This is a genomic window from Paenibacillus koleovorans NBRC 103111, from assembly GCF_004000845.1.
Taxonomy (GTDB): domain Bacteria; phylum Bacillota; class Bacilli; order Paenibacillales; family NBRC-103111; genus Paenibacillus_AA; species Paenibacillus_AA koleovorans.
Genome location: NZ_BIMA01000013.1, coordinates 16,144 through 41,669 on the forward strand (window position 1 = coordinate 16,144; position 25,526 = coordinate 41,669).

Sequence of the window (25,526 nt, forward strand, 5' to 3'; positions counted from 1 at the left end):
CCGCTCCCCGTTACACATTATATAGTTAGATCTTGTGTAGTCAGTCGACTGGTTACCTAGTAGTCTGGTTGGTTTCTGGCAGCTTGGTTGCTTGCACCTTGGTTGCTTGCTGCTTGGTTGCTGCCTTGTTAGCCTTGCTGGCTGTCCGCCATGCCCGTATATGCCGCTTCCGATGCCGCCTTCTTGGCAGCTGCTTCTACCGCGCGAGCCTTGCCTTCCGCCGCCCAGAGAAAACCCCGACGCATCATGAGCGTCGTCTCCGGCATGGCGATGACGTTCGCCTGATGGCCGAGCGAGTTGTAGAACACGCGGCCTACGCCCCAGCGCTTCGTCCAGGCTACAGGCATGTCGACCGCTTTGTTCAGGGAATGCGGCCCTGGCGCCAGAGGGAAACGCGTCGTCGCCAATACTTCCACCGCCGGATCGACGTGGAGGTAGTACTGCTCGCTTTTGACCACGAAATCGTCGATGCCTTCGAAAAGAGAACTGGAAGAATGCTTGATGTTCACCACGTACTCTACTCCGTCGCTCCCCGGATGCGCGACCCATTGCCCGCCCGTCATAAACTGCCAATCCACGTTCATCCGGAACGAGTCGCACATGCCGCCGTGGCAGCCTGCCAGCCCTACACCGCTTTGGACGGCTTTCGAGACATTCGCGGCGAGCTCTCTCGTGATTTCACCCATTGTCCAGCATGGAATAATCAAGTCCAGGCCCTTAAGCTTCTCGCCGTCGGCGAACGCTTCCAGCGTATCGGACACCTCTACCTCGAACTGCTCCTCCTCCAGAATGTTGCGGAACAGCTCCGCCACTTCCTGCGGTTGATGTCCGAGCCAGCCGCCCCAAACGATCAATGCTTTTTTCATGCTACGTGCAGCTCCTCTCCCTGTTGAGGGTGATGTTATAACGATGTTCCTCGCACAACCAGATGGGTTTCCAGCTTTTCCTGAAAAGGGGCCGTCTCGTGCCCGTCCGCTTGGTTCGACAGCAGCTCGAGCAGCTGGGAGGCCGCCCGCCGGCCCATCTCGAAAAAGGGCACATGCACGGTCGTCAGCAGCGGGTCGGTCAATCGGGACGCGTCGGAGTCGTCGTAGCCTACAATCGGCAGGTCGACCCCCGGGCGAAGCCCCAACTCGCGCAGGCCTTGCATCAGGCCGATCGCCATCCGGTCGTTCGCCGCGAATACGGCGTCGATCGACGAGCGGCGCTCGTAGATCCGCGAGGCCGCCGCGTAGCCGCTCTTCCGGCTGTAGTTGCCTTCGAACAGAAGCGACTCCTCGACCGGGATGCCGGCCTCCGTCATCGCATTCCAATACCCTTGCAGCCGGTCGCGGCTGTTGGAGTACAGCTCCGGGCCGTTCACGAACGCGATGCGCCGGCAGCCGCCGTGCAGCAGGTGTTTGACCGCGTCGTAGCTGCCCCGTATGTGGTCGGCGTCGACCTCGCACCATTGCCGGCCGGCGTAGTGCTGGTTGACGAGGCAGAACGGATAACCCTGCTCCTCCAGCTCCTGCAACGCCTGAATCTCGTTGGCGTCGTCCGACGACCCCAGCATGATGCAGGCGTCGACTTTCCCGGAGCGGTACAAGGAGGCATAATCGGTCTCCTCGCCCGGCGAGCGGAACAGCAGCAGCAGGTCGTACCCCAGCTCGCGCACCGTCTCGCCGATGCCGCTTAGTATTTCCGAGAAGTAGTAGGTCGAGAACAGATGCACCTTGGGCACATAAGGCAGCACGACACCAAGGTTGCCGCTGCGGCCCTTCGCGAACCGCTGGGCAATGACGTTCGGCGTGTAGCCCAGCGCCGCCGCAGCTTCGAGCACGCGCTGCTTGGTCGACTCCTTCATCGGTGTCACGCCGTTGAACACCCTCGACACCGTAGCTTCGGAAACGCCTGCCCGTTCAGCCACCTGCTTCCTCGTTCCCACAGCATCCCTCCGTCCGTCCGTCACAAAATGTACACGCGTACATTCTCTCACCGAGGACTGTGGTTGTCAACATAAAATTGCCCGATTAGCATGATTTTCCTTCCCCTGGCGAACCCTAGCTGGTAAGATGGAGCTGTCTGTCGGCGTTTGCCGACCGGCCGCGGTTCGAGACCATCCCGCGTTATCAAAACTAAGGAGGCGTTTGGGTTTGTTTAATTTGTCATGGGGCATTTTGTTTATGCTCGCGCAGTTCGCACTTTTCCTGCTTTCCTACCGGCTGTTCGGCAAGAAGGGCCTGTACGCCTGGATCGGCTTCGCCACAGTGCTGGCCAACATCCAGGTCACCAAGACGATCGAGATGCTGGGCATCGTCATGACGCTCGGCAATACGATCTACACGTCGATCTACATGTCGACCGACCTGCTGAACGAGAAGTATGGCGCGGAGGCGGCGCGGAAGGCGGTCTGGTTCGGCTTCTTCAGCCTGCTGGCGTCTACCGCGATCATGCAGATGACGCTGGCGTTCCAACCGGCGGAGTCGGATTTCGCCCAGGAGTCGCTGAAGACGATCTTCGGCCTCATGCCGCAAATCGCGGCGGGCAGCCTGTGCGCGTACTTCGTCAGCCAGTTCCTCGATGTGCGCGTGTTCTCGTATCTGAAGCGGCGTTTCCCGGTGCGCAATCAGTTCTGGATCCGCATCAACGGCAGCACGCTGCTCAGCCAGCTGGTCGACTCGCTCGTGTTCTGCACGATCGCGTTCTACGGCGTGTACACGCTGGACGTATGGCTGCAAATTTTTGCGACTACCTATTTGTTCAAGCTGCTGATCTCGATCGCGGGGACGCCGGTGCTGTATTGGGCGCGGAGCTTTAGTGTGAAAGAGGATTGAGGAGTGCGTCGTAGGCTGTTGGAGCTGGCTAGTTTGCCATTTCCCGCAGCCTTTCTTTTTGCAGATGTATACGTTTTGTACAACTGGTGGGCGAAAACGGGCGATTGGGGCGGCAGATGTATACCATTTCGACATGATAAGCCCATTTTGACGCCCCAGATGTCGATTTTCTATACATTGACCGGGTGATGCACCCGTTTCGCAGCTCAGATGTACAATCGCTGTACATCTGCCTCTGAAATACGCCCGAATTCGCCCTCAGATGTACATTTCTTATACAACTGCCTACTCCTAGAAATCAATCACCTTACTCCGATTCAACACATAAAGGCGCTTACCCCGACTGTGCCGTGCCTCAAGGTGGATCCACTCTCTCTCTTCGAGCGATTGGATCGTTTTAGCCGCCGTATGCCGATGCACGCCCAACCATTTCTGCACATCGTCACAAGCGAACGCCACCCCACGCCTGGAGCTTAGCCGGACCACCTCCCTCTCCATCAACCCTAATTCCGCCCCGGCACCCGCTCTCCCGGCACCCGTCCATCTGCCCATAAAATGCTGCACCTGCTGCTGACAGCTTCTCGGCCGATCCTTGACTTCATCGTACGAGAAACGCAAAATGCACCACCCGTCGTTCACCAAATCGTTTTGGCGTCTCAGATGGTCCTCGAACGACTGCCGGTCCAGCTCCTTCACATGCGTCGTGTAGCCGTCAACCTCAATGGCCAGGCTGACCGAACCGCAGATCCAGGCAAAGTCTATAAACCTTCTGCCGTCTTTGAAGTCGTACACCTCGTATTCGGGGTGAAGGAAAGCGAAAGTGCCGAATGCCGGCCACCACACCTTCTCAACAAACAATCGCTCGGCATGAGCATGCCCTTTTTTCAATCGCCTTTGACTTTCTCCACTCCGTTTGGCAACATGCTCCGCCAGCCAGGCGGAATGATCGGTAATAAATGAATGCATAGCACGACACCCTCCCCTACTCGACTCGACAATAAAAAACGCTGTTCCTTGTTCCCGCGTAATAGCGAGGACGAAGAACAGCGTGTGCTTCACGTTCTGTACAAGTCTGCAACTTATAACAAGATTATCAAATTTATATGGAGCCGGCAACCAAGGAACGAATGGTCAACGTTCGGATAAGAACGCCATCCACAATACAATCACTTCACCAATTGCCCCCGAGTGACCCCGAGCTGGTTCGTCGCCTTCAGCTTGCGCCACACTTGCGTGCCGCTGATGTCGCCGGACAAAGCGCGGCTGTACAGGTCGATCACCTCGCGCACCTTGGCGCCGGTCTCCTCGAGGAACTCGATGCGGTATGCTCGCACGCCGAGCTCGATGAAGTTGCTCAAGTATTCGGCGCCCGATTGCTCGATCGCGTTGTACACCGTGTTGCGGCAGCCTTCGTCAACCCGCACCGGGTGCGTCATGCCGACGCGGTCCTGCAGCCCGGCGCGATGCTCCTCGCAAGGGCGGCCGCAGTTCGTGTAGTCGGTGCCTTCGCTCATGAAGGTGCAGTAGACGCAATGCTCGGTATGAAACATCGGCAAATGCTGATGCAGCACGACCTCGATCAAACGGTTGTCGGTTCGGCTGAGCAGATCAACCATCTGTTGGATGTTCAGGTCGTAGGACGGCGTGATTCGCTTGCAGCCGGCGGCAGCGAACAGGTCGACGGTCTTGTGATTCGTCGCGTTCAGCGAGAAGTCGCCGATCAGCTCCGGCTGGAACTCCTCGGGTTTGTTCATACGATGCTGCATGAAGTAGTACATTGCGCCGGTATTGCGGACGAGCACCGCGTCCGGACGCAAGTTCAGCAGGTTCCGGAAGTAGCCGGTCTCCCCCGGCATATGGATGCGCGGTGTGGCGAGAGCGATCCTCTTGCCTGCGGCACGAGCGGCTTCCACGGCCGCCGGGAACTGCTTGATGAACTCGAAGTCCGCGTAGATCCATGGAACGTCGGTCTGCCCGGCCGCCTGCACTTGCTCGAGGCTGCGGCAGAGCGCGATCAGGTACGGCCCTGCGGCTGCGGCTGCGGTCGGATCGCCCATCAGCGATGCGGACGCAGCGGCGGCGTCCGAAGCGGATGGCGCAGCGAGCTGGGCTGCGGCGCGAGATGCGATGGCCGTCGTCCCCGGCTCCGACGCGCCTGTCCATGCGTCCGCGTACACGTCGACCGGACGCTTCACATAAGGCCGCGGACTGCGGCGCGCGGCCTCCAGCTCGGCGGCCGCCAGGCGGCGCATCTGGTTGAGCTCGCGCATCGGGACGATCAGCTCGCCCTGCAGCTGCACGTCCAGCTCCACGAGCTCGAACACAGTGCCGCCCAAGCGGCCGAACTGCTCTTCGAACAGCGTCCGGTCCATCGGACGCTTCTCCGCTTGCACGAGCGCGAGCTCGGATTCGACCGCAACGGTGTGGCCGGTCTCGAGGTCGGTCCACCACGACTTCAGCGGATGGCCGAGCGCTCCGACAACCTTGACCTTCACCGGGAACACCCGGTAAGGCTTGTCGGTCTCGAACGTCTGGCGCAGCCGCTTGTCGAGCGCCGGATCGCTCGTCTTCCAGATGCGGTCGCCGACGTGCACCCGCTTCAGGTCGACGTCGTTCCGCCCTGGCACGATCTCGATCAGGCCGCCCGCCGCTTCGCCTTCCAGCTTCACACCCTTGCGGCGCACGTCATAGACGCGGCCGCCCTCTTCCTTGCGCGTCGGATCGCCCGCATCGAACACGATGCCGTCGCCGCGCTTGAGCGGCGCCTCGAGCTCGCACACGACGCCGTCGCGCAGAATCTGCTTCACCCGGCCGAGGAACACGCCGCGGCTCTTCGGGAACGTCCCCTCGACGAGCTGCTTGTTGTTCGTGCCTTTCAGGAAGCCGTACGAGAAGCCCCGAGAGAAGCTTTGCTCCAGCTCGCGCAATTCTTCCTTGCTCGGCTTCGGATCGCGGCCTTCGAAATAAGCGTCGATCGCCTTGCGATACTTGCCGACCACATTCGCCACATATTCCGGCGATTTCAGTCGCCCTTCGATTTTGAACGACGTAACCCCCGCCTCGATCAGCTCCGGCACCAGCTCCAACGCAGCCAAGTCTTTCGGCGACAACAGGTAGGCCACGTCCCCCATCGGCTTCTGCTCGCCGTCTACGATCAGATCGTAAGGCAACCGGCAAGCCTGCGCACACTCGCCACGGTTCGCGGAGCGGCCGCCCCACATTTCCGACGTCAAGCATTGCCCCGAATAGGACACGCACAGCGCCCCATGCACGAACACTTCCATCGGGAGCTTCGCCTGATCGCCGATCTGCTTGATTTGCTTCAAATTATTTTCCCGGCCCAACACGACCCGCTCGATATCGAAAGGCTTCGTGAACTCGACCGCCTCCGGCGACGTAATCGTCATCTGCGTGGAGCCATGGATCGGGAAATCCGGCGAAATCTCGCGAATCAGCTTCACCAGCCCCAAATCCTGCACAATCACGGCGTCTACTCCTGCGTCGATGCAAGCCTCGATCAGCCGTTTGGCGTCGTTCAGCTCCTCTTCGAATACGAGAATATTGAACGTCACGAATCCTTTTACCCCGTACAGGTGCAAGAATGACATCACGTCCGGCAGCTCGTCCATCGTAAAGTTGTGCGCCCTCACCCGAGCATTGAACTTGTCCACGCCGAAAAAGATCGCATCCGCTCCGTTGGCCACCGCCGCCCGCATGCAATCCCAGTCGCCTGCCGGCGCTAGAAGCTCTATATCCGATTTGCGCAGTTTCCGCACTTGCTCACTCACTGTTTTCCTAGCCTCCATACGTTCATCTTCCTTTTTCTTATATATAAGTGTACCAGAAACGGGGGCCAAATAGCCATTTGCCGCCTATTTCCGCCGAAAACCTGCCAAGTGTTGACAAAATTCCGCGTTCTCCCGTCAAAGATTAACAAAAAACGAGCCGAATGGTATAATGTCCGTATGCTAAACTCATAATTTCCTGATAGAAGCGGGGACTTTCATTTGCGATTCGCCAAGCAAGCGGCCTGGCTCGTAAGCATCCTGCTGATTGCTTCCTGCCTTGTGTTGGTATTCGCGCAGAAGGAGGAGCACGTCCGATTGCTCTACGCAACCGGTAGCAGTGCCGATTACGACCGCGCCGCTTATCTAAATTACGAACAGTCGTTGGTTGCCAATCTGAAGCTATCCCGGTCACCGCTCGGAGGGCTGAATGCCGCCAAGCTGCAAGCTTATGATGCGGTAGTGCTGGATCCTTCTTTGAAAAAAAGCCCGACCTTGCCAGCCGATCTCGAGAAGCTTCGCCTTTATGTGGAGCAGGGCGGCCATATTCTAGTAGACGAAGGCTTGATCGACGTCATTCCGGCAGACTTGTTAGGCGGCACGGTCGATCCTGAGCTGTCGGTCGTCGGCAAGCCGGTCTTCGCCTATCCGTCGGTGGACGAGCATCTGAAGACCATGCAGGAATTGATTCAACGGTTTGCGGACGGGTTTGTCCAGACGGTGTATACCGTCGGTTTCAAGATAGACAATTACATGCCCGGCTACAAATGGGGCCGCTCACTGACCGTGACGACGGCGGAGCCGATCGTGCTGCTGCAGGACCGCCCTATCGTGACGCTGAATCGCTATGGCACAGGGACGGTGCTTACGGCAACCGCCTTCGTGCCGAACCGGTACTTCATCACCGGCTTCGACTTGCAAAGCGGCATGGACCCGACGCAGGGATTTGCGAAGCGTGTGGAGGATCATAACAAAAATGTAGGCCAGTCGACAAAAGCCAATTACTTTGATTTTAAGACCGGCTTGCCGTTGCAGCCCTTCTTCAATTTCTCCTTTGCGACGGTCAATCATTTGTTCCGCAGCGAATATGCTTCCTTCGTCTCCAAGGAGACGCACGGCTACAGCGTGAAGCGCGTATATGGCCCTTACGGCCGTCCTGCGATGGCGTTCCAGAACCATTTCGAGGCGTTGCCCGCTTTCGAGAAGCAAGAGGGGATCAAGTGGGCGGAGCTGCTCAAGCAGTATAATGAGATTCCGTCATTCTCTTTGGTTCGCTCTTCGTTCGAGTGGTGGAAATGGACGGAAGGCGTCGTTGTCCATCTGAACACCGGGACGACGGCCAAGCCGGAGTTCGTCGGGGAGTTCCCGAACTCGTTCTACTCCAGCGGGACGCATCTGCTGGCAGGAGACGGTCTTCTGTATCAAGCCGATTATCCTAAAGAAGGCATTCAGCTCGCAGAGAAGCTGGCGCTAGCTTACCGCGCTTATCCGACATTCGCCGACCTCGATGGGGACGGTCGGATGGATCTGATCATCGGCAGCGGCGACGGCAGTGTCACGTGGTACCGCAACGTCGGCATGAAGCCGTCGACGCAGCAGGTGCCGTCCGGGCTCACGTACCCGGACGCCTTCGCGCCGGGCGAGCCCGTGCGTGCCGCCACGGGCGCCGGTGGCAGCTTAGAGCCGCTGCGGCTCGCCAAGTATCCGACCGTGGCCGATGAGGACCTCGACGACGACAAAATAGCCAACGACCTTATCTTCAGTGTGACCGTTGCAGCGGCGGACCTCAACGGCGACGGTCTCGCTGATCTCGTCCTCGGCGGCGCTAACGGGAGTGTGCTCGCGGCACTGCAGCGACCTGGCGGCACCTTCGCCGCCCCGGTCGCGCTCACGTCCGGCGCAGGCACGCCGATCGTCGCCGCAGCGGGGCACGCCGCTCCCGCCATCGGCGACGTGAACGGCGATGGAGTCGCCGACCTCGTCGTCGGCGACAAGAGCGGCCGCGTGACGCTGTACCGCGGCATCAAGGGCCAGCCGCTCCGCTTCGAGAGCGGCAGCACGCTGTTCACGCTTGAGAAGGCCAAGTACGCCGCTCCGTCCATTCGCGACATGAACGGCGACGGCAAAGCCGATCTCGTCGTCGGCAACAGCGAGGGCGACTTGCTGGTCTACACGCAGCCGGCCGCAACGGAATCAAGCTGGAGCTTTACCGGCACGATCAATGGCCAGACGAACAACCAGATGGGGACGAAAGCGCTCGTCGGCGGCCAATACTCGGTTCCCGTCTGGTATGACTTGAACCATGACGGCAAGGAAGACCTGATCGTCGGCCAAGTCGAATACAGCAAGCCAGTTACGATCGACGATCCGAAATTCCCTTACAAGCAGCAGTTGACGGACTTTATTGCTTATTTGAACCAGAACAAGCTCGAGCTGTACCCTCACTTGTACTTCCAGAACTTCCTGACCGCCGAGCAGGAGAAGGCGGAGATCGCCCTGCACCGCCAGGCGTTCGAGAAGCTCGGCATCCCTTGGACGATGACCGGGACAAACCAGCATACGTGGCGCATCGGCAATCTGGACCGCCTGCAGACGCTGCGCAACGAGAATGAAGCCGACCTGTGGTTCAACTTCGGGTTCAAGCCTTCTCACGATCCGTTCGAGCCGCAATGGGGGCAGGATTATATGTGGGGCTTCCCGTTCCTGCTGGACGATGATGCCTTGAAGCACCCGATGCTGCTGCATACGCCGGGGATGAAGATGGATTACAAGAACGGCAAATTTACAACAAACGCTAACTTGTACTACGATTTCGCGGAGCTTGATCTACCTATCACTTATTTCGAACACATCGAATATCAAGACACACCGATCGAAGCACCAAGGATGATTTATAACACCGCCTTCGCCCAGTTCTTCGACAAACTGCGCACCGAGTACGATTACAACTTCGTCTCCGAACCGCAGATGGCCCGCTCCACGCTGGCCTCGATGCTAAGCGAGTACAAAGTGAGCCGCAGCTGGCTCGTCTACTTGCTGGACAAGGCGAAGGACAAATTCGGCAGCGGCAAACATCTGTCGCTCACGATCGAAGCGGACAGCCGCAACGTTCCGGCCGTTCTGGCGCTGGAATACCGCGATGCGGTAGGCGTCGTGTTCGAGCCTGGGAAAGCCTACGCCAACCTTCCGTTCCATACGGACTCCGACATCGTCACGAAGAAGGACAATCGCTTGTATGTCGGCCTTCAAGGCAAGACGAAAATCGCCGTGGCGTGGAAAGAGCAGCCGATGCAGATCTTGCGCGTCAATGTGCCGGTGGATATCGAGAAGGCCGACCGCTACTGGACGATCGCGCTGAATTCGGACGGCATGCAGCAGATCAAGCTGTTCAGCCCGCACCCCCTCCGGATCGAAGGAGCCGACCTCAAGATAGACGCCTTCGAAGCGGAGCATAATTACATTTATACGGTCACGCATTTCGGCAGCAAAACGACGATCAAGGCCACATGGTAGCATGGGGCCTTGACGCTGTACTATGGAAGGACGGTAGAACCTCATGGAACAAATCGCACAAGAGTTGGAGCAGCACATTCGCACCCGTTACGAGATCGAATCGGATGACAGCGACTTTACGCCGGATGTCCATCTGTTCGACTACGGCTACATCGATTCGATCGGCGCCACCGCGCTGATTGCCCATATGGAGAAAACTTATGGCATCCAAGTGACGAACCAGGATTTGATGCTGTATCCGCTTAACACGATTCGAGAGATCGCAGAATTTGTCGCGAAAAAAACGGGGAGGTAAGCACCATGAGCACGAGTATGAGCGGCCCATCGGAAACCGCACCTCCCGTCGTCTGCGTCATTTCTCTCGAACGCCTCGATCCGAACCAGCACGGCCAGGTGAAATACGCTTCCTCCTTTGTAGATGAGCATATTGACCGTATTTGGCTGGAAGGAACGAATTTGTACGTTGAGCATCGCTCCCCCGCCGGCAATGAGCGGATCGTCAGTCAGGTTGAGCGGCTGATCGAGCGTTTCTCGAAGGGCGACTTCGGCTTCAAGGAGCACATCCTCTACGAACGCCACGGCGCTATGCCATACAAAGGCGATATCATCGCCGAGCTCGTGCAGTCTAAGACGATCAAGGTGCTTGATCCGGGTTTGTTTTTGTTCCGCGAGCCGTTTTCGAGCTTGATGCGCTTCTTCGACTATTCGTTCGTGACGAAGGTAGCCTCCGCGTTCGGAGCGAAGGAAGAAACGTATCCGGCGATCATCCATTTGACAACGTTGGACAAGACGAACCATTTCACTTCGTTTCCGGAGCATCTGCATTTCCTCTCGCACCTGCGGGACGATCTGGACGTCATCGAATCGTTCTCCCAATCGATCCGCGAGGCAGGCGGCTGGAAGCCGGAAGCCCCGCTCGACCTGAACCGCAACATGCCGAAGCCTCGGTATGCGATGAACCCTTCGACCTGCTACCATTGCTATGAAGGATTGCAGGGCGAGACGCTGGAGGGCGACGGCATCATCGCTACGGCGATCGCCAAGTGCCACCGCTATGAGTCGCATAATCACGGCGACTTCGGCCGTTTGCTTGACTTCAGCATGCGGGAGATCATCTTCGTCGGCAAACCGGAATTCGTCCGGGAAAACCGGATGAAGGGCGTCGAGCATCTGAAGCAGCTGGCGGAGGAATGGGAGCTGGACTGCGTCATCGAGAATGCGAATGACCCGTTCTTCACGAACGACTTCCAGGTAAAAGCCTCCTTCCAGCGCAATCAAGAGATGAAGTACGAGATGCGGCTCACGATCCCGCACATCAACAAATCAATCGCCTGCTCGTCGGTCAACTTCCACAGTACGGCGTTCGGCTCCGCGTTCGACATCAAGCTGGGCAAACGTCCGGCCACGACCGGCTGCGTTGGCTTCGGCATCGAACGCTGGGTGTTCGCGTTCCTCGCCCAGTTCGGGCTGGATGAGGCGAACTGGCCGTCGGCGTTCCGTCAGCAGTACCGCGATTGGCAAGCCAAGTCGATCTAGAAGTTAGTTTCGTGAAAATAGCTTTGTGAAATCACCTTATTTCGCTCAGACCGCTCGGATTGTGACGAATAGCGTTATGGCGTCACCTTATTTCGGCGAAATCGACTCCCATCGCGGTGTTTCGGCTGAAATAGCGTTATGCCTGCACCTTATTTTTGCGTGAACCCTGGTTTCCGGCGAAATAGAGATATCGCATCACCTTATTTTTTGAGAGAGTTGATAAAACGATGGCCGCAAATCCGCACGGCGACAACGGCAACAGCCGCGACAACCGCATAGCTTCAACGCCTGCGTACCAGGCCGATGCCGGGATCGGTGCAGGCGGCGACAATGGTGGCAGCAATAGCGGTACTGTCGGCTCCGGCGGCGATGCAGGCAGTGCCCCGCTTGGGCCGCGCAGCCAGCGAGGCGGTTCGCTCAAGCCAGGCGGTTCGCTCAAGCCAGGCGGAAGCTCCAGCGTCGGATCCGGCCCCGGCTCCAGCGGTGGCTCCAGCAACGGAACTGGCATTGCCGGCACCGGCGGCTCAGCCCCTTCCGGCGGCCGCAACTGGAAGGCGCTCCGTGCCAACAGCTTCATCCTGCTGCTGCTAGCCGCCTTTGTACTGGTCGATCTCCTCGTCTCCCAGTGGGACCCGATGTCGTCCTCGCGCCGTTTTTACAAAAACGACTTCACCAAAACGCTTTACCATCATCAGTGGGATCGGTCCGGTCCCGTTTTTTTTGGCAACTCGGCGGTTACGGGGGCTTACATCGAGGAGCAGGCGCAAGTGCCTTTGGTGGAGATGGGAATGTCCTACGGCAAACTGACCGACTTGAAAGCGATCCTCCAGCAAGGGCTGTATGACTTCGAGGACCAGCTCGTCATCGGCATTGATGCGCACACGATGCTTGATCAGCTCACGACGGACCCGACTTACCAGTGGTTTAAGCGGCCGTACCAGCCTTACGTCTACTTCTATCGAGATTATTTCAAAGATTCCGGCAAGGAGTTGGTGCGGAACGCCTGGAAGGGCGCGAAGCGCGGGGAGCTCGATTTGCATACGTACGAGCCGCGTTGGATCGATAAGGAGCTGTATTTCGGCCCCAGCAAGCCGGAAGACCTTAAGGCCGACTATGAGCGCTACGAGAAGCTATTCAACTGGATGACGCTGGATGACTTGAAGGACAACTTGGAGGCGCTCGAGTGGGTGATCACGCACGCCCGTGAACAAGCTCTCCCGCTCAAGCTCATCCTGATGCCGCTCAATCCGGACCCGGCCTATCCGCCGCCCGGCTATTGGAAGCCTCTGAAGGAGCTCGTGCAGCAGCTCGCCCAGTCCGCCGATATACCGCTTCTGGACGTCTCCGACCGCTACAAGCCCGATTTGTTCCATGATCTCGTGCACTTGAACCGCGAGGTCGGCGCGCCTACATTTACCCGGGAGGTGGACGCATGGATCCGGTCTTTCGCAAGCTCCTCGAAGTAATCGTCTATCTGGCGATGCTGATTGCCGTCTTGATCGCGTTTACGGGCAAAGGACTTTTTATTTACGAGGGGTTTTAGCGCATGTCTTACTTGTTGAATATGTATGCCCTGGTCGCATTGTTCGGCATGGTGCTCGTGCTGATGCTGACCCGCTGGTGGCGGCCGAATAAGCGGTGGCTCGTACTGGCGTTCAACCTGCTGTTCCTGCTCGTGTTCAGCCAAAAGCTCTTCGTGTTCTCCCTCGTGTACGTGCTGCTCAACTATTTGGGCTACTTGTTTCTAGTGCATGTCAGGAGCGGGCGGCGCTGGTGGTTTTTGGCGTTGATCGTGGGGAATGTGGCGCTTGTGTGCGGGGTTCGGCTGCTCTGGATGGGGGTGTTCGAACATCCTTATTTCGACGCGATCTACACGTTCGGGCTCATTTATACAGTACTTAAAGTAATCGACGCTCTCTATCTCGCCTATTACGTCGGTCGGGAAGGCGGACGCGCTCCGCTGCTCGACTATGTGAACTATTTGCTCTTCATTCCTACTTTTACATCCGGGCCGATCCTGAAGTTTCGCGATTTCCTGGCCGATTCGAAGAAACCTTACACCGTAAGCGCTGCCGATTTCGAGGCGGGGGTCAAACGCATCATTCTAGGGTTGTTTAAAAAGGTCGTGTTAGTCGCGTCGATGACGGTTGTGTTCAAGTCGGTGCTGGAGCAAGATTTGACTCCGCTCCACAGCTTGTTCCTGATGGTCTGGTTTTACGCGCTGATCTACTTCGACTTCTCGGGCTACTCCGATATCGCGATCGGGTTCGGCCGACTGATGGGCTACACGATTCCGGAAAACTTCAAGCAGCCGTTCCAGTCCCCGACCCTCACGCAGTATTGGCGCAATTGGCATGCTACGCTCGGCGATTGGTTCCGCGATCATATCTACATGATCTTCTCTCGGCAGCTCTCGTCCCGCTGGGCGGGTGCCGGCGTCTCTATGCTCATCATGGTGCTGATCGGACTGTGGCATGGTTTTAGCTGGCTGTACTTGCTCTGGGGCGTGTACCACGGGGCGCTGATCGGGCTTGAAAGCTTGTTGAACAAGTCGACCGTCCAGCGGCGCAAAGTGTCGGCGGCCTACTTCTGGTTCCGTTGCGCAGTCACTCAGCTTATCGTGCTACTCGCTATCGTCGTGTATAGCGGCAATACGGAGACGGTGCTGCGGATTTATAAAGGGCTGTTGGGCTTGTAAAATAAAATCGCCCCCTCGAGTTATCTCGAAGGGGCGATTTTCATTTAGTTGATAAACACCGCCAGCTTCAGCAGTCGTTGGATCATAACCGTTGCTTCCGCGCGAGTGGCGTTGCTGTCTGCGACGAAAGCGCCGTCCGCCTTGCCGTTGGTGATGCCTGCGCTCACGATTTGCGCTACAGCCGACTTAGCCCATGCTGCGATCGTGCCACGGTCTTGGAACGTGTTCAACGCTGTATCTACGTTTAAGGAAGCATTGCGCTTGCCGACATACGCCATCGCATTGTCCATCAGCACTGCCAGCTCTTGGCGGGTGATCGGCTGGTTCGGGCGGAACGTGCCGTCCTCATAGCCGCTGACCAGCTTTGCATTATAGGCTGTGGCAACGGTGTTCGCGTACCAGGCGCCTGAGGTTACGTCGGAGAAGGCCGAGCTGCCTTTGGCTTCATCAAGCCCAAGCGCCCTTACGATTAAGGCCGTGAACTCCGCACGCGTAACCGACCCGTCCGGCGAGAAGGAAGTGTTGCTCACGCCCTGTACGATTAGCTTGGAGGCGAGCTGCTCGACTTCTTTTTTCGCCCAGTGGGAGGCTACATCCGTGAATGTTTTCTCGTTCTCAATGACGGTGTACAAGCTGTTGCCGTTCCGCTTCAAGGTAGCGATCCATTTGCCATCCGCTTGTTGGAACACCGTCGGTACAAACCGGAACACGCCCGTCACCGGATCATACCGGACACCGGTCGTGTGGGCCGGATCGATGCTGCTATCCGTCAGTTCCAGGGAACGGCTCACATAAGTCGTCCCGAAGCTGGACACCTCCGCCGACTTGCCGCCTGGCGCCGTGAACTCAATGACGAACTCGATTACTGGCGCAACCGAAGTCGCCCCCAGTTCCTTGGTCTCCGCTCCTACAGCTTGCTTTTGATCTTGTGTAGCTTGCACCAGCTTGATGTTCAAGCTCAGTTGCTCCACCGGTACTCCAAGATCCTTCGCGATCGCTTCGAGGTCCAGCACGCTGGTCGGGAGCGTGTAGATGCCGATTTCGGACTTGATCTCAATTACGGTATTGTTCTTGGCTGCCAGCTGCAGCGCCTTGGCATCCAATTGAGCCACCACTTGATCCGTGGAATCACCGGTTACCGTAATCGTTACTTTATCCGGCGACTCTTTCAACGCTTCGCTCAGTTGGGTCTCGTTGATGGTAGCTTTGGCTTCCGTACGTCCGTCGGCTCCCTTGGTTACCTCCGGCTTGATCTCAATCTTGCCGTCCTCGATGGTCGTATTGCCGGAGCCTGTTCCAGGGCCGATGATGACGCCGCCGCCGGTGCTCGTTTGGGTGAGCGTAACGGTTTTGCTGGCCACATCGGCACCGCTTCCTGTCAATACCGTCAGGTTGCCGAGTGCTGCCGATGCCGGCACAACGAACGTAAAGCTATAGGCGCCGTTTGCATCCGATTTGGCGGCGTCGAACACGACTACGCTGTTCGTGCTGTCCAACACCCGCAGCGAAACCCATGCATTAGCCGCATATGTTCCGTTTACGGTCACGCTACCACCGGCTTGTACCGACGTGGCGCTCACTTGCGAGGTTAGAGATGCGGCCCAAGCGGCCGGAGCGGCTGCTCCCAAAAGCAGCCCCGCCGCGATAATTACAGTTGCTAAACGTTTCATGTCGAACCCTCCCGTCGATTACTGCAGCACAACCGGCTGCTTGGTCGGATCGTTGGTCAGGTTGTCCACGATGTAGACTTCGACCACATCGCCGGCCTGCACGTTGAATTGAGCTTGAGCGGCTTGCGCTGACCCGTCGTAATCTTGGCGTACCGCCGCAAGTCCGATTTGGGTATTGTTTCGCACATGTTTGAACACGAGTGTTTCCGAACCTGGATTCGGGATTACAGAAGCGACGGATGCCGAGAAGGATACCCAACCGCTCTTGCCGGAATTTACGGTCAACGTCGTAATGCCGTTTGTTTTGGCGCCAACCATGTAAGCATCGTCCGCTTGTCCTGTAACTTGGTAATTGGCGCTAGAAATTTCGTACACGAGCAGGGTACCTGATATTTCGTGAGCAATGAACAGAAGCGGCTTGCCGGTCGGGCTCTTGTCTGCTGGAACGAAGTTCATGCCTTCCGGACCGAGGTCGGTCGTATGATCAAGCTTCGTGAAGTCGCGGTCGTTCTTGTATGTCACGAAGGAAGGTTGCATCGGATTGGTCACGTCATACACCATTACGCCCCCGATCCGCTCCAACCCAACGAAAGAATACGTTTTGCCGTTAATGACGCCCAGCTTCACATCTTCCGGCTCTGGACCTTTGCTGGAGCTGCGCTTGTCTTTCTTATTACCGTCGTTGCTGTAGTTGAAGTAGTCAGGTAACATAGTTGCTGTGATCGACTCGAAGTTGCTGCCGCTATCGTATACTGGGCCGGCACTGATATTGTCAGCATCCCAGATCGAAAATGAACGTGCTCCAAAAGTATAAGCTACACTATGAGTTGCGCTGCCCGTCTCACCGAAAGCTGCATCATATACGGCGGTGGTTACTTTGGCGGAATCTCCATTGATGGTGTTGAGCCACGTATTAAATTGATCCTGCGTATAATTCCCAAACTTGCTGGCATCGAATTGAAGCAACGACTTGATCGCATTCAGCTTCTTTTCCTCGGTATAAACCGTGATCTCGTGACCACTGGCATCTTTATAAATATACTCTCGGGAATCCCCTTCGTTAGCAGTTACAATATAGGTTTTCCCGCCAACTTGATAACTGGTTATTCCGTCCGGCATGTACGCGCCTAATACCGGTTGGTTGATTATGTTGATGCCGTCTTTTTCATTCAGATCGATCTCGTTGCCCGGCAACGTGTGATCCTTGTAGCCCAGCCCATATACATGCGTAAATTTCTTTGTCGTCAAGTCGAGCTTGGCAATCGCATTGTTCTCTTGCAGAGATACATAAGCAATATTACCGCTCACTGTGATGTACTCCGGCTCGAAGTCGACCGACCAGTTGTTGCCGTTCGGAAATTCCGAGCGCTTGTGGTATACGCCATCCTTAAAAGGGAAAATCCGCACATTCGGATCGATATCGTCAATCGTCAGTTCATCAAACGTTACATCCGTAACCTTGGACTGATCCACGCTGTTAATTCCGCCCGATACGTCTACGATGGTTACCGAGCCTTTCGGATCATCCGCATAAGTATTGTCGGTCGGTTCGCCTTCATTGGCTACGAGTACGGTGTTGCCGTCCGAAGTAAACATAATCATGTCCGGATGATACCCGGCTTCTACCTTTTTCAGGTATTGCCCGTTTTTGTTGAAGAACGCCACATAGCCCTTGTTCGGCTTCTCGGCCAACACAGCCACGGCAAGCAAGTCTTGTGTCGGATGGATCGCAATGCTTGTCACGTCGAAAAAGGCGGATTCGCCAAGACTGCGGATCGGAATGCGAGTCAACAAATTGCCGTTTGTTCCGCCATACACGATATCCGTCACAGAACCAGTAGTAAGCGAGGAAAAATCAATGATTTCCATCGACGGGTGATTTGCATCTCCATTTACCAGGAAGGCCTTCTTGCTGATCGGGTCAAAGTTGACTATCTCAACCCCATTCTTCTCTGTCCCGGCTCCCACTTTCATGGAATCATAGCGAGCGATCTTGGTCAGGACCAATTCCCCAGTAGCCGTCGGCGGCGTCGGAATCACATCGGCAGCGAAGACAGGCGTCGTACCAAGCACAGAGGCAATGGTTACAGTAGCAGCCAGTGTTGCAGCAAGTCTCTTCAATTTCACTTCTATTTCTCCTCCTTGTCCAATTGAGTGCACATGTTTAAAGGTACCAACGGACTATTCTGGGAAGATCAATTTGAAGTGAAGGTTTTGTAAATACATTGCAAATGTCGTCACATTTTGGAAAAAAGAGTTGTTATAGTAGTAAGAGGGTGGGATGAGGATGGATGAACTGGATCAATTGGTCGGATTGGCGAAGGAAGGGCAGCACAGCGCGTTTTCGGAAATTGTGCTTTTATTGCAACAGCAGGTGTTTCGGTACTGCTATCCTATGATCGGTCATCGGCAAGACGCTGAAGACGTTGTTCAAGAAACTTTCGTTCGCGCCTATACTAAGTTGCATCAATACGAGGAGACCGGTTCCTTTATTGGCTGGATTCTTACAATCGCGCATCATTTATGCTTGAACAAACTGAAGAAGCGCTCCAGACTAGCTGCTTTGTTTCATAGGGCCGCGCACCATTCCTCCTTGCAAGTCGATAGTCACTCTTTAAGCTCTAATTTGGAAGTGTTAGCGATGCTGGATTCTCTTCCCGCTCATGTGCGGAGTCTCGTCATCCTGAAAGTGCTCCATGGGATGAGCTACGAGGAAATCGGACAAATCATACATGGCAAACCTAATGCATTAAGAAAGCAATTCGAACGGGCTAAGCTAAAGCTTAGATCGGAAGCGATGCGTGCAGAACACAGCCAAGAAGGAGGCGCTCAGGTTGATTACTAATCAGGGAATTGAAAATAAGCTCCGGTCGCTTCACATGCCCGAGGTCGACGTACATGACCGGGTTATGCAGTCCCTCGCAACAATCGAACCGTCACGCAAGCGGAGTAATGTTCCTCTCCAATTCGCTATCGGTGCTGTTATCGCTATAACCGTGCTGCTAGTATCAGGGTATACTGTATTCTCGTCTATTACTCTGTTCAATGAGCAAGGAGTCTCTACACTAACCCTTCGTCCGTTTGATCAAGCCAATCCCCCTTCTTATACCTCTGAGGAGAGAGAGTTGGCGCTGGCGAGTATCCTGTCAGGTGAAGCGGTAGCGCTTTTCAGGCGAAGCGGGAATCCGGATCAAATAATGACCGCTATTGAGAATCCCGTAATCATCGGTAACTGGGACTCGTTGCGTCATGCCGCAGGACCCGTATTCCGGCTGCCTATCGAGCTCAGCGGTTTGGTTTCGTTCCTTCAGGGGAGCGTTCAGCACAGGGTAGGAGTACCCGATTTAGCTGAGTTGAAAAAGCTAAGCGACGAGCATGGCGGCCAACTTGCAACAACGAAAGTCGCCGTCCTTCCGCAAGCAACAGGAGTCACAATCCGGGCTTCACTGGAAGGGGCTGAAGTATCCGCATTGATCTCGGAAAGCATATGGTTTAAAACCCTCTATACCGATCTGCTGGCAGACAGTGACATTCGGGTCATTCAAGTGAATGAAATTGAAGGATTAGTCAGGAAAGTGGCGGATCACGTTGTGCTAAACTGGAGCTCGAGTGCAAGCCAGGGAGGTCTATTTTACCAAATTTCCACAGAAGCTAAAACACCCGATGCCGAACAAAAGCTGATTCACTTTCTTAACTCGCTGATACCGAGATAAACTATGCCTCCCGATACAAATAGTGTTACAAACCACTGAGACCCTAAAAAACGTCCTCCCCGACTCCGGGTGGACGTTTTCTGCTCCTCTCGCTACTGCTCCGCTGACGCCACGAACTGCGCCTCATACAGCCGCCGGTACAGCGGGCTCGACTCGAGCAGCGCCTCATGCGTGCCGGTGGCGGCGATGGTGCCGCCGTCGAGCACGACGATCTGATCCGCCTTCAGGATCGTCGAGAGCCGGTGCGCGATCACGATCGCCGTGCGATCCTGCATAAGCACCTCCAGCGCCTGCTGGATCTGGCGCTCCACGAGCGTGTCGAGCGAGCTCGTCGCCTCGTCCAGCAAGACGATGCGCGGGGCGCGCAGCAGCACGCGGGCGATGGCGAGCCGCTGGCGCTCGCCGCCGGACAGACGGTAGCCGCGTTCGCCTACGACCGTCTCGTACCCCTCAGGCAGCGAGGCGATCAGGTCGTGGATTTGCGCACCGCGGCAGGCAGCTTCGATTTCGTCTCGCGAAGCGTCCGGCCGCGCGAACAGCAGGTTGCTGTAGATCGTGTCGTGGAAGAAAAACGGATCCTGCGGCACGAGGCCCATCTGGGTGCGGAGCGCCGGCAACGTCAGCTCGCGGATGTCCCGGCCGTCCAGCAGCACCCGACCTTCCACCGGATCCGCGAAGCGCGGGATCAAGTTCATCAGCGTCGTTTTGCCGGCGCCGCTCGGTCCCACTAACGCTACCATCTGACGTGGCCTCACGTGTAAATTCACCTCGCGAAGAACCGGCTCGTACAGGCCGCCTTCCTTATTCCGGTACGCATAAGTCACGTCCTCCAGCCGGATGTCCCCTTCGGCACTCCCAGGTGCCAGCTCCGCTACACCGCCTTGCACCTGCGGCTTTGTGTCCAACATGGCAAAAATTCGCCGGAACAAAGCGATCGAGGAATACAAGTTCACATGCAGCTGCGTGAGAGAGCTTACCGGGCCATACAGCCTTCCCATCAAAGCGGTAAACGACACGATCACGCCGATCCCCATCTGGTTGTGGATGACCAACCAGCCCCCATAGCCCCACAGAATAGCAGGACCGAGCGAGCCGAACATGCCCATCCACATAAACAGCCAACGGCCAACCAACGTTTGGCGAATTTGCAGCTTGCGCAGCTCGGTGTTCACCTGATCAAATTGATCGCGTTGTGCCCGTTCCCGGCTGAATATTTGTGTCAGCAACGCCCCGCTCACTCCGAACGCCTCGCTCAGCTTAACGGTCATCGACGACTGCCTCTGCTGGATATCGTCCTGCAGCTTTTGGCGGATACGTCCGACTTTCTGAGAAGGCAGCACGAACCCAGGAACAACTAGCAAGGAGAGCAGCGTCAGCTTCCAATTCATATGGAACATCAGGAACAAGGTGCTGGCAATAATCAACAAGTTGTTTACAATGCCGATCAGCGTAGAAGTCACTACATTTTGGATAGCGGTCACATCATTCATGACTCTGGAGACGAGCTCGCCGGATTGCCGGGATGCGAAGAACGTGATCGATTGCTTCTGGATCTGGTCGAACAAAGAAAGCCGGTAGTCCGCCATTACATTCTGAGCGATCGAATTGTTCAGCCAGCTCTGCCATACGCCTAATAAGCCCGTCGTCAGCACGATGCCCAGCACGAGCAACGTAAGCTTCACTACCGTTTCTATATCGCCTTGCATAATCCCGTTGTCGATGATTCGTTGCGTCAGCCAAGCCGGAGCGACTCCCCCCAGGGCAGAAATCAGCATCAAGAATACGATCAGCAACGCACGCCGCCAATAAGGGATAAACGCACGAAAGGCACGCCTTACAATGACCCAGTCGAAACGCTCCGTCTTCGCCAGCTCCCGCATCCGGTGACGATTGCCGCCCCTACCCATACCGCCAAAGTCGCTGCCTCCTCCGCCCCCTGAACCGAACCCGCCGCCACTCCCCATATTCATGCTCACTATATCCAGCCTCCTCTCTCTTCTACGCTCACAAAAAAAAGCTTGTCCAAGCGCAGCACTCTACGCCTAACAAGCTTTTCCCCCGAAAATGAATACGACTTTCTTAACTTATCCAGTACTTGACCATCAGCACATCCATGACCAAGAACACCAAAAGACTTACTCCAGCAAAGCCGATTGCAAATTTATTTTTGGTCGGGGCTACCAGAGAACGCACCAACGCGATGGCAAGTACGATTGTGAACAGGATAACGAAAATATCGAACGTGTGGAAACGGCTTACCGCCTGTACGGCATCTTCAGCCAATAACATAGCCAGGGACCTCCTTAATGTAAACACGCAGTATACTCATCTTCATCTATGTTAACTTCCATCGTCAATGGTTGCAAGTCCTTTACTTCATTGTTAACAAGTTTGTCACCAATCAAGCCCATGCGGCCGGCCGGAAAGAAAGACATGCCCTGCAAGTATAAGATGTCCAACCCTTCCATTATCTATAACAGCAATCGGGCCATCGCACTTCCTGCTTCTCAATTATTTGTCCTGTCGAAAACGGGCGATGGATCCAAACAATCGTTCGAGATCGATTCGGATGCAGGGAAATCGACTGGTCGTCAACTCACCTATATCGATGTGGGTCGCTTCCAGCTGATAGCGTCCCCCGTCCAGCACGAATTGATCAATGGTCAGGTGTACCCGCACCCCGCCGATTAACTCATACCGCTCGGGAACATCGCAATAACCGGAGGTCTCCTTATCAACACCAGGTTTGCGTTCAGATGAGTCCTCTTTCATTAGACTCTCTCCTCCTTGATTCCTCGGATTCGCATAAATCGACAGAGAAGTCCTCCTTACCGGAAGACTCCCCTAGTGTACTGACCAGCATCTTATGGTGCCATCAAACCGCAGCCGTTTCCTTGCGCTTCTTCGACTTCTTCTCCACCTGCTCGATGGCCGCCTGGGCCTCTTCCGTGCGCTTGCGATCCCGCTCGAGAACCGGCTTCAAGTATTTGCCCGTGTATGACTCCGGCACCTTCACGACGTCCTCCGGTGAGCCAGTGGCTACGATGGTGCCGCCCTTGTTGCCACCCTCGGGACCGAGATCGACGATATAGTCGGCGGTCTTGATCACATCGAGGTTGTGCTCGATGACGAGCACCGATTCGCCGCTGTCGACGAGACGATGCAGCACCACCAGCAGGCGATCGATATCATCGATATGCAGCCCGGTGGTCGGTTCGTCGAGGATGTACAGCGTCTTGCCGGTGCTCCGGCGGTACAGCTCGGCGGCGAGCTTGACCCGCTGCGCCTCCCCGCCGGACAGCGTCGTCGCCGGCTGGCCGAGTGTCATGTAGCCCAAGCCTACGTCGAGGAGCGTCTGCAGCTTGCGGTGAATGCGCGGGATGTTCTTGAAGAACTCGCAGCCGTCCTCGATCGTCATCTCCAGCACTTCGGCGATCGTCTTGCTCTTGTACTTCACTTCCAGCGTCTCGCGGTTATAGCGCTTGCCCTTGCAAATCTCGCAAGGCACATAGACGTCCGGCAGGAAGTGCATCTCGATCTTGATAATGCCGTCGCCACGGCAAGCTTCACAGCGGCCGCCCTTGACGTTGAAGCTGAAGCGGCCTTTCTTGTAGCCGCGGACCTTGGCTTCGTTCGTATTGGAATAGACGTCGCGGATATCGTCGAACAAGCCGGTATACGTAGCCGGGTTCGAGCGCGGTGTCCGCCCGATCGGCGACTGGTCGATGTCGATGACCTTCTCGACATGCTCCAAACCCTTGAGCTCCTTGAATTCGCCCGGACGCACCTTGGCCTTGTTCAAGTCGCGAGCGAGCGTCTTGTACAGGATTTCATTGATCAGCGTACTCTTCCCGGAGCCGGATACGCCGGTCACGCATGTGAACACGCCCAGCGGGAACTTCGCGTTCACATTGCGCAGGTTGTTCTCCTTGGCGCCGCGTATTTCGAGCCACTTGCCGTTCGGCTTGCGGCGAGGCGTAGGCACGGCGATAAACTTCCTGCCGGACAAATACTGGCCGGTCAGCGAGTTCGGGTCTTCCATGAGCTCGGCCGGAGAGCCTGCCGAGACGACCTTGCCGCCGTGAATGCCGGCGCCCGGACCGATGTCGATGATGTAATCGGCCGCCAGCATCGTATCCTCATCATGCTCGACGACGATGAGCGTGTTGCCGAGATCGCGCATATGGACCAGCGTCTGGATCAGCCGGTCGTTGTCCCGCTGATGCAGCCCGATACTAGGCTCGTCCAGGATGTAGAGGACACCCATCAGACTGGAGCCGATCTGGGTCGCCAATCGAATCCGCTGCGCTTCCCCGCCGGACAAGGTGCCCGCCGCACGGCTGAGCGTCAAGTAATCCAACCCGACATTGACCAGGAAGCCAAGACGGGCGCGGATTTCCTTCAGAATGAGGTGCGCGATCGTCTGCTCCTTCGTTGTAAGTGTCAGCCCACCGAAGAATTCAGACGCATCGCCCACGGACAAGCTCGTCACAAAAGAAACATTTTGCCCGTTGATCGTCACGGCCAAGCTTTCGCGCTTCAAGCGATGCCCCTTGCACCCTACGCAAGGCTTCGCGCTCATGTACTGCTCGATATATTCGCGGATGCCGTCCGAGCCGGTCTCGCGGTAACGGCGCTCCAGGTTGCGCACGATGCCCTCGAACGGGACCAGTGCTTCCTTGGTCGCGCCGAAGTCGTTCTCATAGCGGAACCGAACCCGCTCTCCGCCTGTGCCGTACATCAGCTTCTTCATCTGATCGGCGGTGAAGCTGGAAACCGGCTTGTCGTTCGGGATCCCGTAGTGTTCGCACACTGCAGCCAGGAACTGCGGATAGTAGTTCGACGTGCTGCCGGCCCATGCCTCGAAGGCCCCTTCTTCGATCGTCATCTCTGCATTCGGGACGAGCAGGTCCGGATCGACAATCATCTTCACGCCGAGGCCGTCGCAATCCGGACAAGCCCCGTAGGGACTGTTGAACGAGAACATCCGCGGCGCCAACTCCTCGATGCTGAACCCGCATTCGGGACAAGCGAGCTTCTGGCTGAACAGCAGCTCCTCCTGTTCCATGACGTCGACAATGACGCGGCCTTCGGACAGCTTCACCGCGGTCTCGAGCGAGTCCGCCAGCCGGCTGTGCACATCATCCTTCACAATAATCCGATCGACGACGACCTCGATCGAATGCTTCTTATTCTTGTCGAGCTCGATCTTCTCGCTCAGGTCGCGTATCTCGCCGTTCACGCGGACACGAACGAAGCCTTGCTTCTGAATATCAGCCAGCAGCTTCGTGTGCTCGCCCTTGCGGCCGGAGACGATCGGCGCGAGAATCTGCAGCTTGGTTCGTTCCGGATACTCCATGATCCGGTCGACCATCTGCTCGATCGTCTGCGCCGAAATCTCGATGCCATGCTCCGGGCAATGCGGACGCCCGATCCGGGCGTAGAGCAGACGCAAATAATCGTAAATCTCGGTGACGGTCCCCACCGTCGACCGCGGGTTGCGGCTCGTCGTCTTCTGGTCGATCGAGATTGCCGGCGACAAGCCTTCAATGGAATCGACATCGGGCTTGTCCATCTGACCGAGGAACTGTCTCGCATAGGCGGACAACGACTCGACGTAGCGGCGTTGGCCCTCCGCATAGATTGTATCGAAAGCAAGCGACGATTTGCCCGATCCGCTGAGCCCCGTCAGGACGACAAACTTGTCGCGCGGAATCGTAACGTCGATATTTTTCAGATTGTGAGCCCGGGCTCCCTTAATCACAATTTGGTTGTGTCCCATGAGGGTATTCCTT

General features: G+C 56.5%; 18 protein-coding genes. 8 read left to right on the forward strand and 10 right to left on the reverse strand.

Features of this window, described 5'->3' with window-relative positions:
- Positions 1-128: 128 nt before the first annotated feature.
- Positions 129-866, reverse strand: a complete 738-nt coding sequence (locus PKO02S_RS06335) for a ThuA domain-containing protein (RefSeq protein WP_127580263.1) — start codon at positions 864-866, stop codon at positions 129-131.
- Between the two features lie 35 nt (positions 867-901).
- On the reverse strand, positions 902-1,927 hold the full coding sequence (locus PKO02S_RS06340) for a LacI family DNA-binding transcriptional regulator (protein WP_127580264.1): 1,026 nt from the start codon (positions 1,925-1,927) through the stop codon (positions 902-904).
- Positions 1,928-2,135: 208 nt separating this feature from the next.
- On the opposite strand from PKO02S_RS06340, the gene PKO02S_RS06345 reads away from it, so the two are divergent.
- Positions 2,136-2,816 carry a queuosine precursor transporter gene (locus tag PKO02S_RS06345; RefSeq protein WP_127580265.1) on the forward strand — a complete coding sequence of 227 codons (681 nt, stop codon included), beginning with the start codon at positions 2,136-2,138 and terminating at the stop codon, positions 2,814-2,816.
- Positions 2,817-3,107: 291 nt separating this feature from the next.
- Here the strand turns inward: PKO02S_RS06345 and PKO02S_RS06350 are convergent, their stop codons facing one another.
- Entirely contained in the window at positions 3,108-3,782 is a 675-nt protein-coding gene (locus PKO02S_RS06350; protein ID WP_127580266.1) for a DUF559 domain-containing protein, read from the reverse strand.
- A gap of 200 nt (positions 3,783-3,982) precedes the next feature.
- Positions 3,983-6,532, reverse strand: coding sequence for a U32 family peptidase (locus PKO02S_RS06355; protein ID WP_444980883.1), 2,550 nt, complete (start codon positions 6,530-6,532; stop codon positions 3,983-3,985).
- Positions 6,533-6,823: 291 nt separating this feature from the next.
- Here PKO02S_RS06355 and PKO02S_RS06360 point away from each other — a divergent pair, with 291 nt between their 5' ends.
- The 5 genes from PKO02S_RS06360 to PKO02S_RS06380 all read left to right on the forward strand — a co-directional run bounded on the left by PKO02S_RS06360 (position 6,824) and on the right by PKO02S_RS06380 (position 14,348).
- A complete protein-coding gene (locus PKO02S_RS06360) occupies positions 6,824-10,114 on the forward strand; it encodes an FG-GAP repeat domain-containing protein (protein ID WP_127580267.1) in 3,291 nt (1,096 codons plus the stop codon).
- 43 nt (positions 10,115-10,157) lie between these two features.
- Complete coding sequence (locus PKO02S_RS06365) at positions 10,158-10,409, forward strand: acyl carrier protein (protein WP_127580268.1); 252 nt, start codon at positions 10,158-10,160, stop codon at positions 10,407-10,409.
- A 5-nt stretch (positions 10,410-10,414) separates the two neighbouring features.
- A complete protein-coding gene (locus PKO02S_RS06370) occupies positions 10,415-11,650 on the forward strand; it encodes a class-II aminoacyl-tRNA synthetase family protein (RefSeq protein WP_246066858.1) in 1,236 nt (411 codons plus the stop codon).
- A gap of 227 nt (positions 11,651-11,877) precedes the next feature.
- Positions 11,878-13,116: an SGNH/GDSL hydrolase family protein gene (locus PKO02S_RS06375; protein ID WP_246066859.1), complete on the forward strand. Its 1,239-nt coding sequence runs from the start codon at positions 11,878-11,880 to the stop codon at positions 13,114-13,116.
- A gap of 80 nt (positions 13,117-13,196) precedes the next feature.
- Positions 13,197-14,348: an MBOAT family O-acyltransferase gene (locus PKO02S_RS06380; RefSeq protein ID WP_127580269.1), complete on the forward strand. Its 1,152-nt coding sequence runs from the start codon at positions 13,197-13,199 to the stop codon at positions 14,346-14,348.
- Positions 14,349-14,392: 44 nt separating this feature from the next.
- Here PKO02S_RS06380 and PKO02S_RS06385 read toward each other — a convergent pair whose 3' ends face one another.
- Entirely contained in the window at positions 14,393-16,018 is a 1,626-nt protein-coding gene (locus tag PKO02S_RS06385; protein WP_127580270.1) for an S-layer homology domain-containing protein, read from the reverse strand.
- Between the two features lie 18 nt (positions 16,019-16,036).
- On the reverse strand, positions 16,037-18,145 hold the full coding sequence (locus tag PKO02S_RS06390; RefSeq protein WP_127580271.1) for a choice-of-anchor I family protein: 2,109 nt from the start codon (positions 18,143-18,145) through the stop codon (positions 16,037-16,039).
- Between the two features lie 160 nt (positions 18,146-18,305).
- Here PKO02S_RS06390 and PKO02S_RS06395 point away from each other — a divergent pair, with 160 nt between their 5' ends.
- Both PKO02S_RS06395 and PKO02S_RS06400 read left to right on the forward strand, forming a co-directional pair.
- Positions 18,306-18,863 carry an RNA polymerase sigma factor gene (locus tag PKO02S_RS06395; RefSeq protein ID WP_164821323.1) on the forward strand — a complete coding sequence of 186 codons (558 nt, stop codon included), beginning with the start codon at positions 18,306-18,308 and terminating at the stop codon, positions 18,861-18,863.
- A complete protein-coding gene (locus PKO02S_RS06400; RefSeq protein WP_127580273.1) occupies positions 18,853-19,731 on the forward strand; it encodes a hypothetical protein in 879 nt (292 codons plus the stop codon). The genes PKO02S_RS06395 and PKO02S_RS06400 overlap by 11 nt, the downstream gene beginning before the upstream one ends.
- Before the next feature lie 92 nt (positions 19,732-19,823).
- On the opposite strand, the gene PKO02S_RS06405 is transcribed toward PKO02S_RS06400, so the two are convergent.
- From PKO02S_RS06405 to uvrA, 4 genes are all read right to left on the reverse strand, one after another.
- Positions 19,824-21,701, reverse strand: a complete 1,878-nt coding sequence (locus PKO02S_RS06405; protein ID WP_246066861.1) for an ABC transporter ATP-binding protein — start codon at positions 21,699-21,701, stop codon at positions 19,824-19,826.
- Between the two features lie 109 nt (positions 21,702-21,810).
- Entirely contained in the window at positions 21,811-22,020 is a 210-nt protein-coding gene (locus PKO02S_RS06410; protein WP_127580275.1) for a hypothetical protein, read from the reverse strand.
- A 222-nt stretch (positions 22,021-22,242) separates the two neighbouring features.
- Positions 22,243-22,503 (reverse strand): hypothetical protein, encoded by a 261-nt coding sequence (locus tag PKO02S_RS06415; protein ID WP_127580276.1) that lies wholly within the window; start codon positions 22,501-22,503, stop codon positions 22,243-22,245.
- Positions 22,504-22,606: 103 nt separating this feature from the next.
- Positions 22,607-25,513, reverse strand: a complete 2,907-nt coding sequence (gene uvrA, locus PKO02S_RS06420) for an excinuclease ABC subunit UvrA (protein WP_127580277.1) — start codon at positions 25,511-25,513, stop codon at positions 22,607-22,609.
- Between the last annotated feature and the right edge of the window lie 13 nt (positions 25,514-25,526).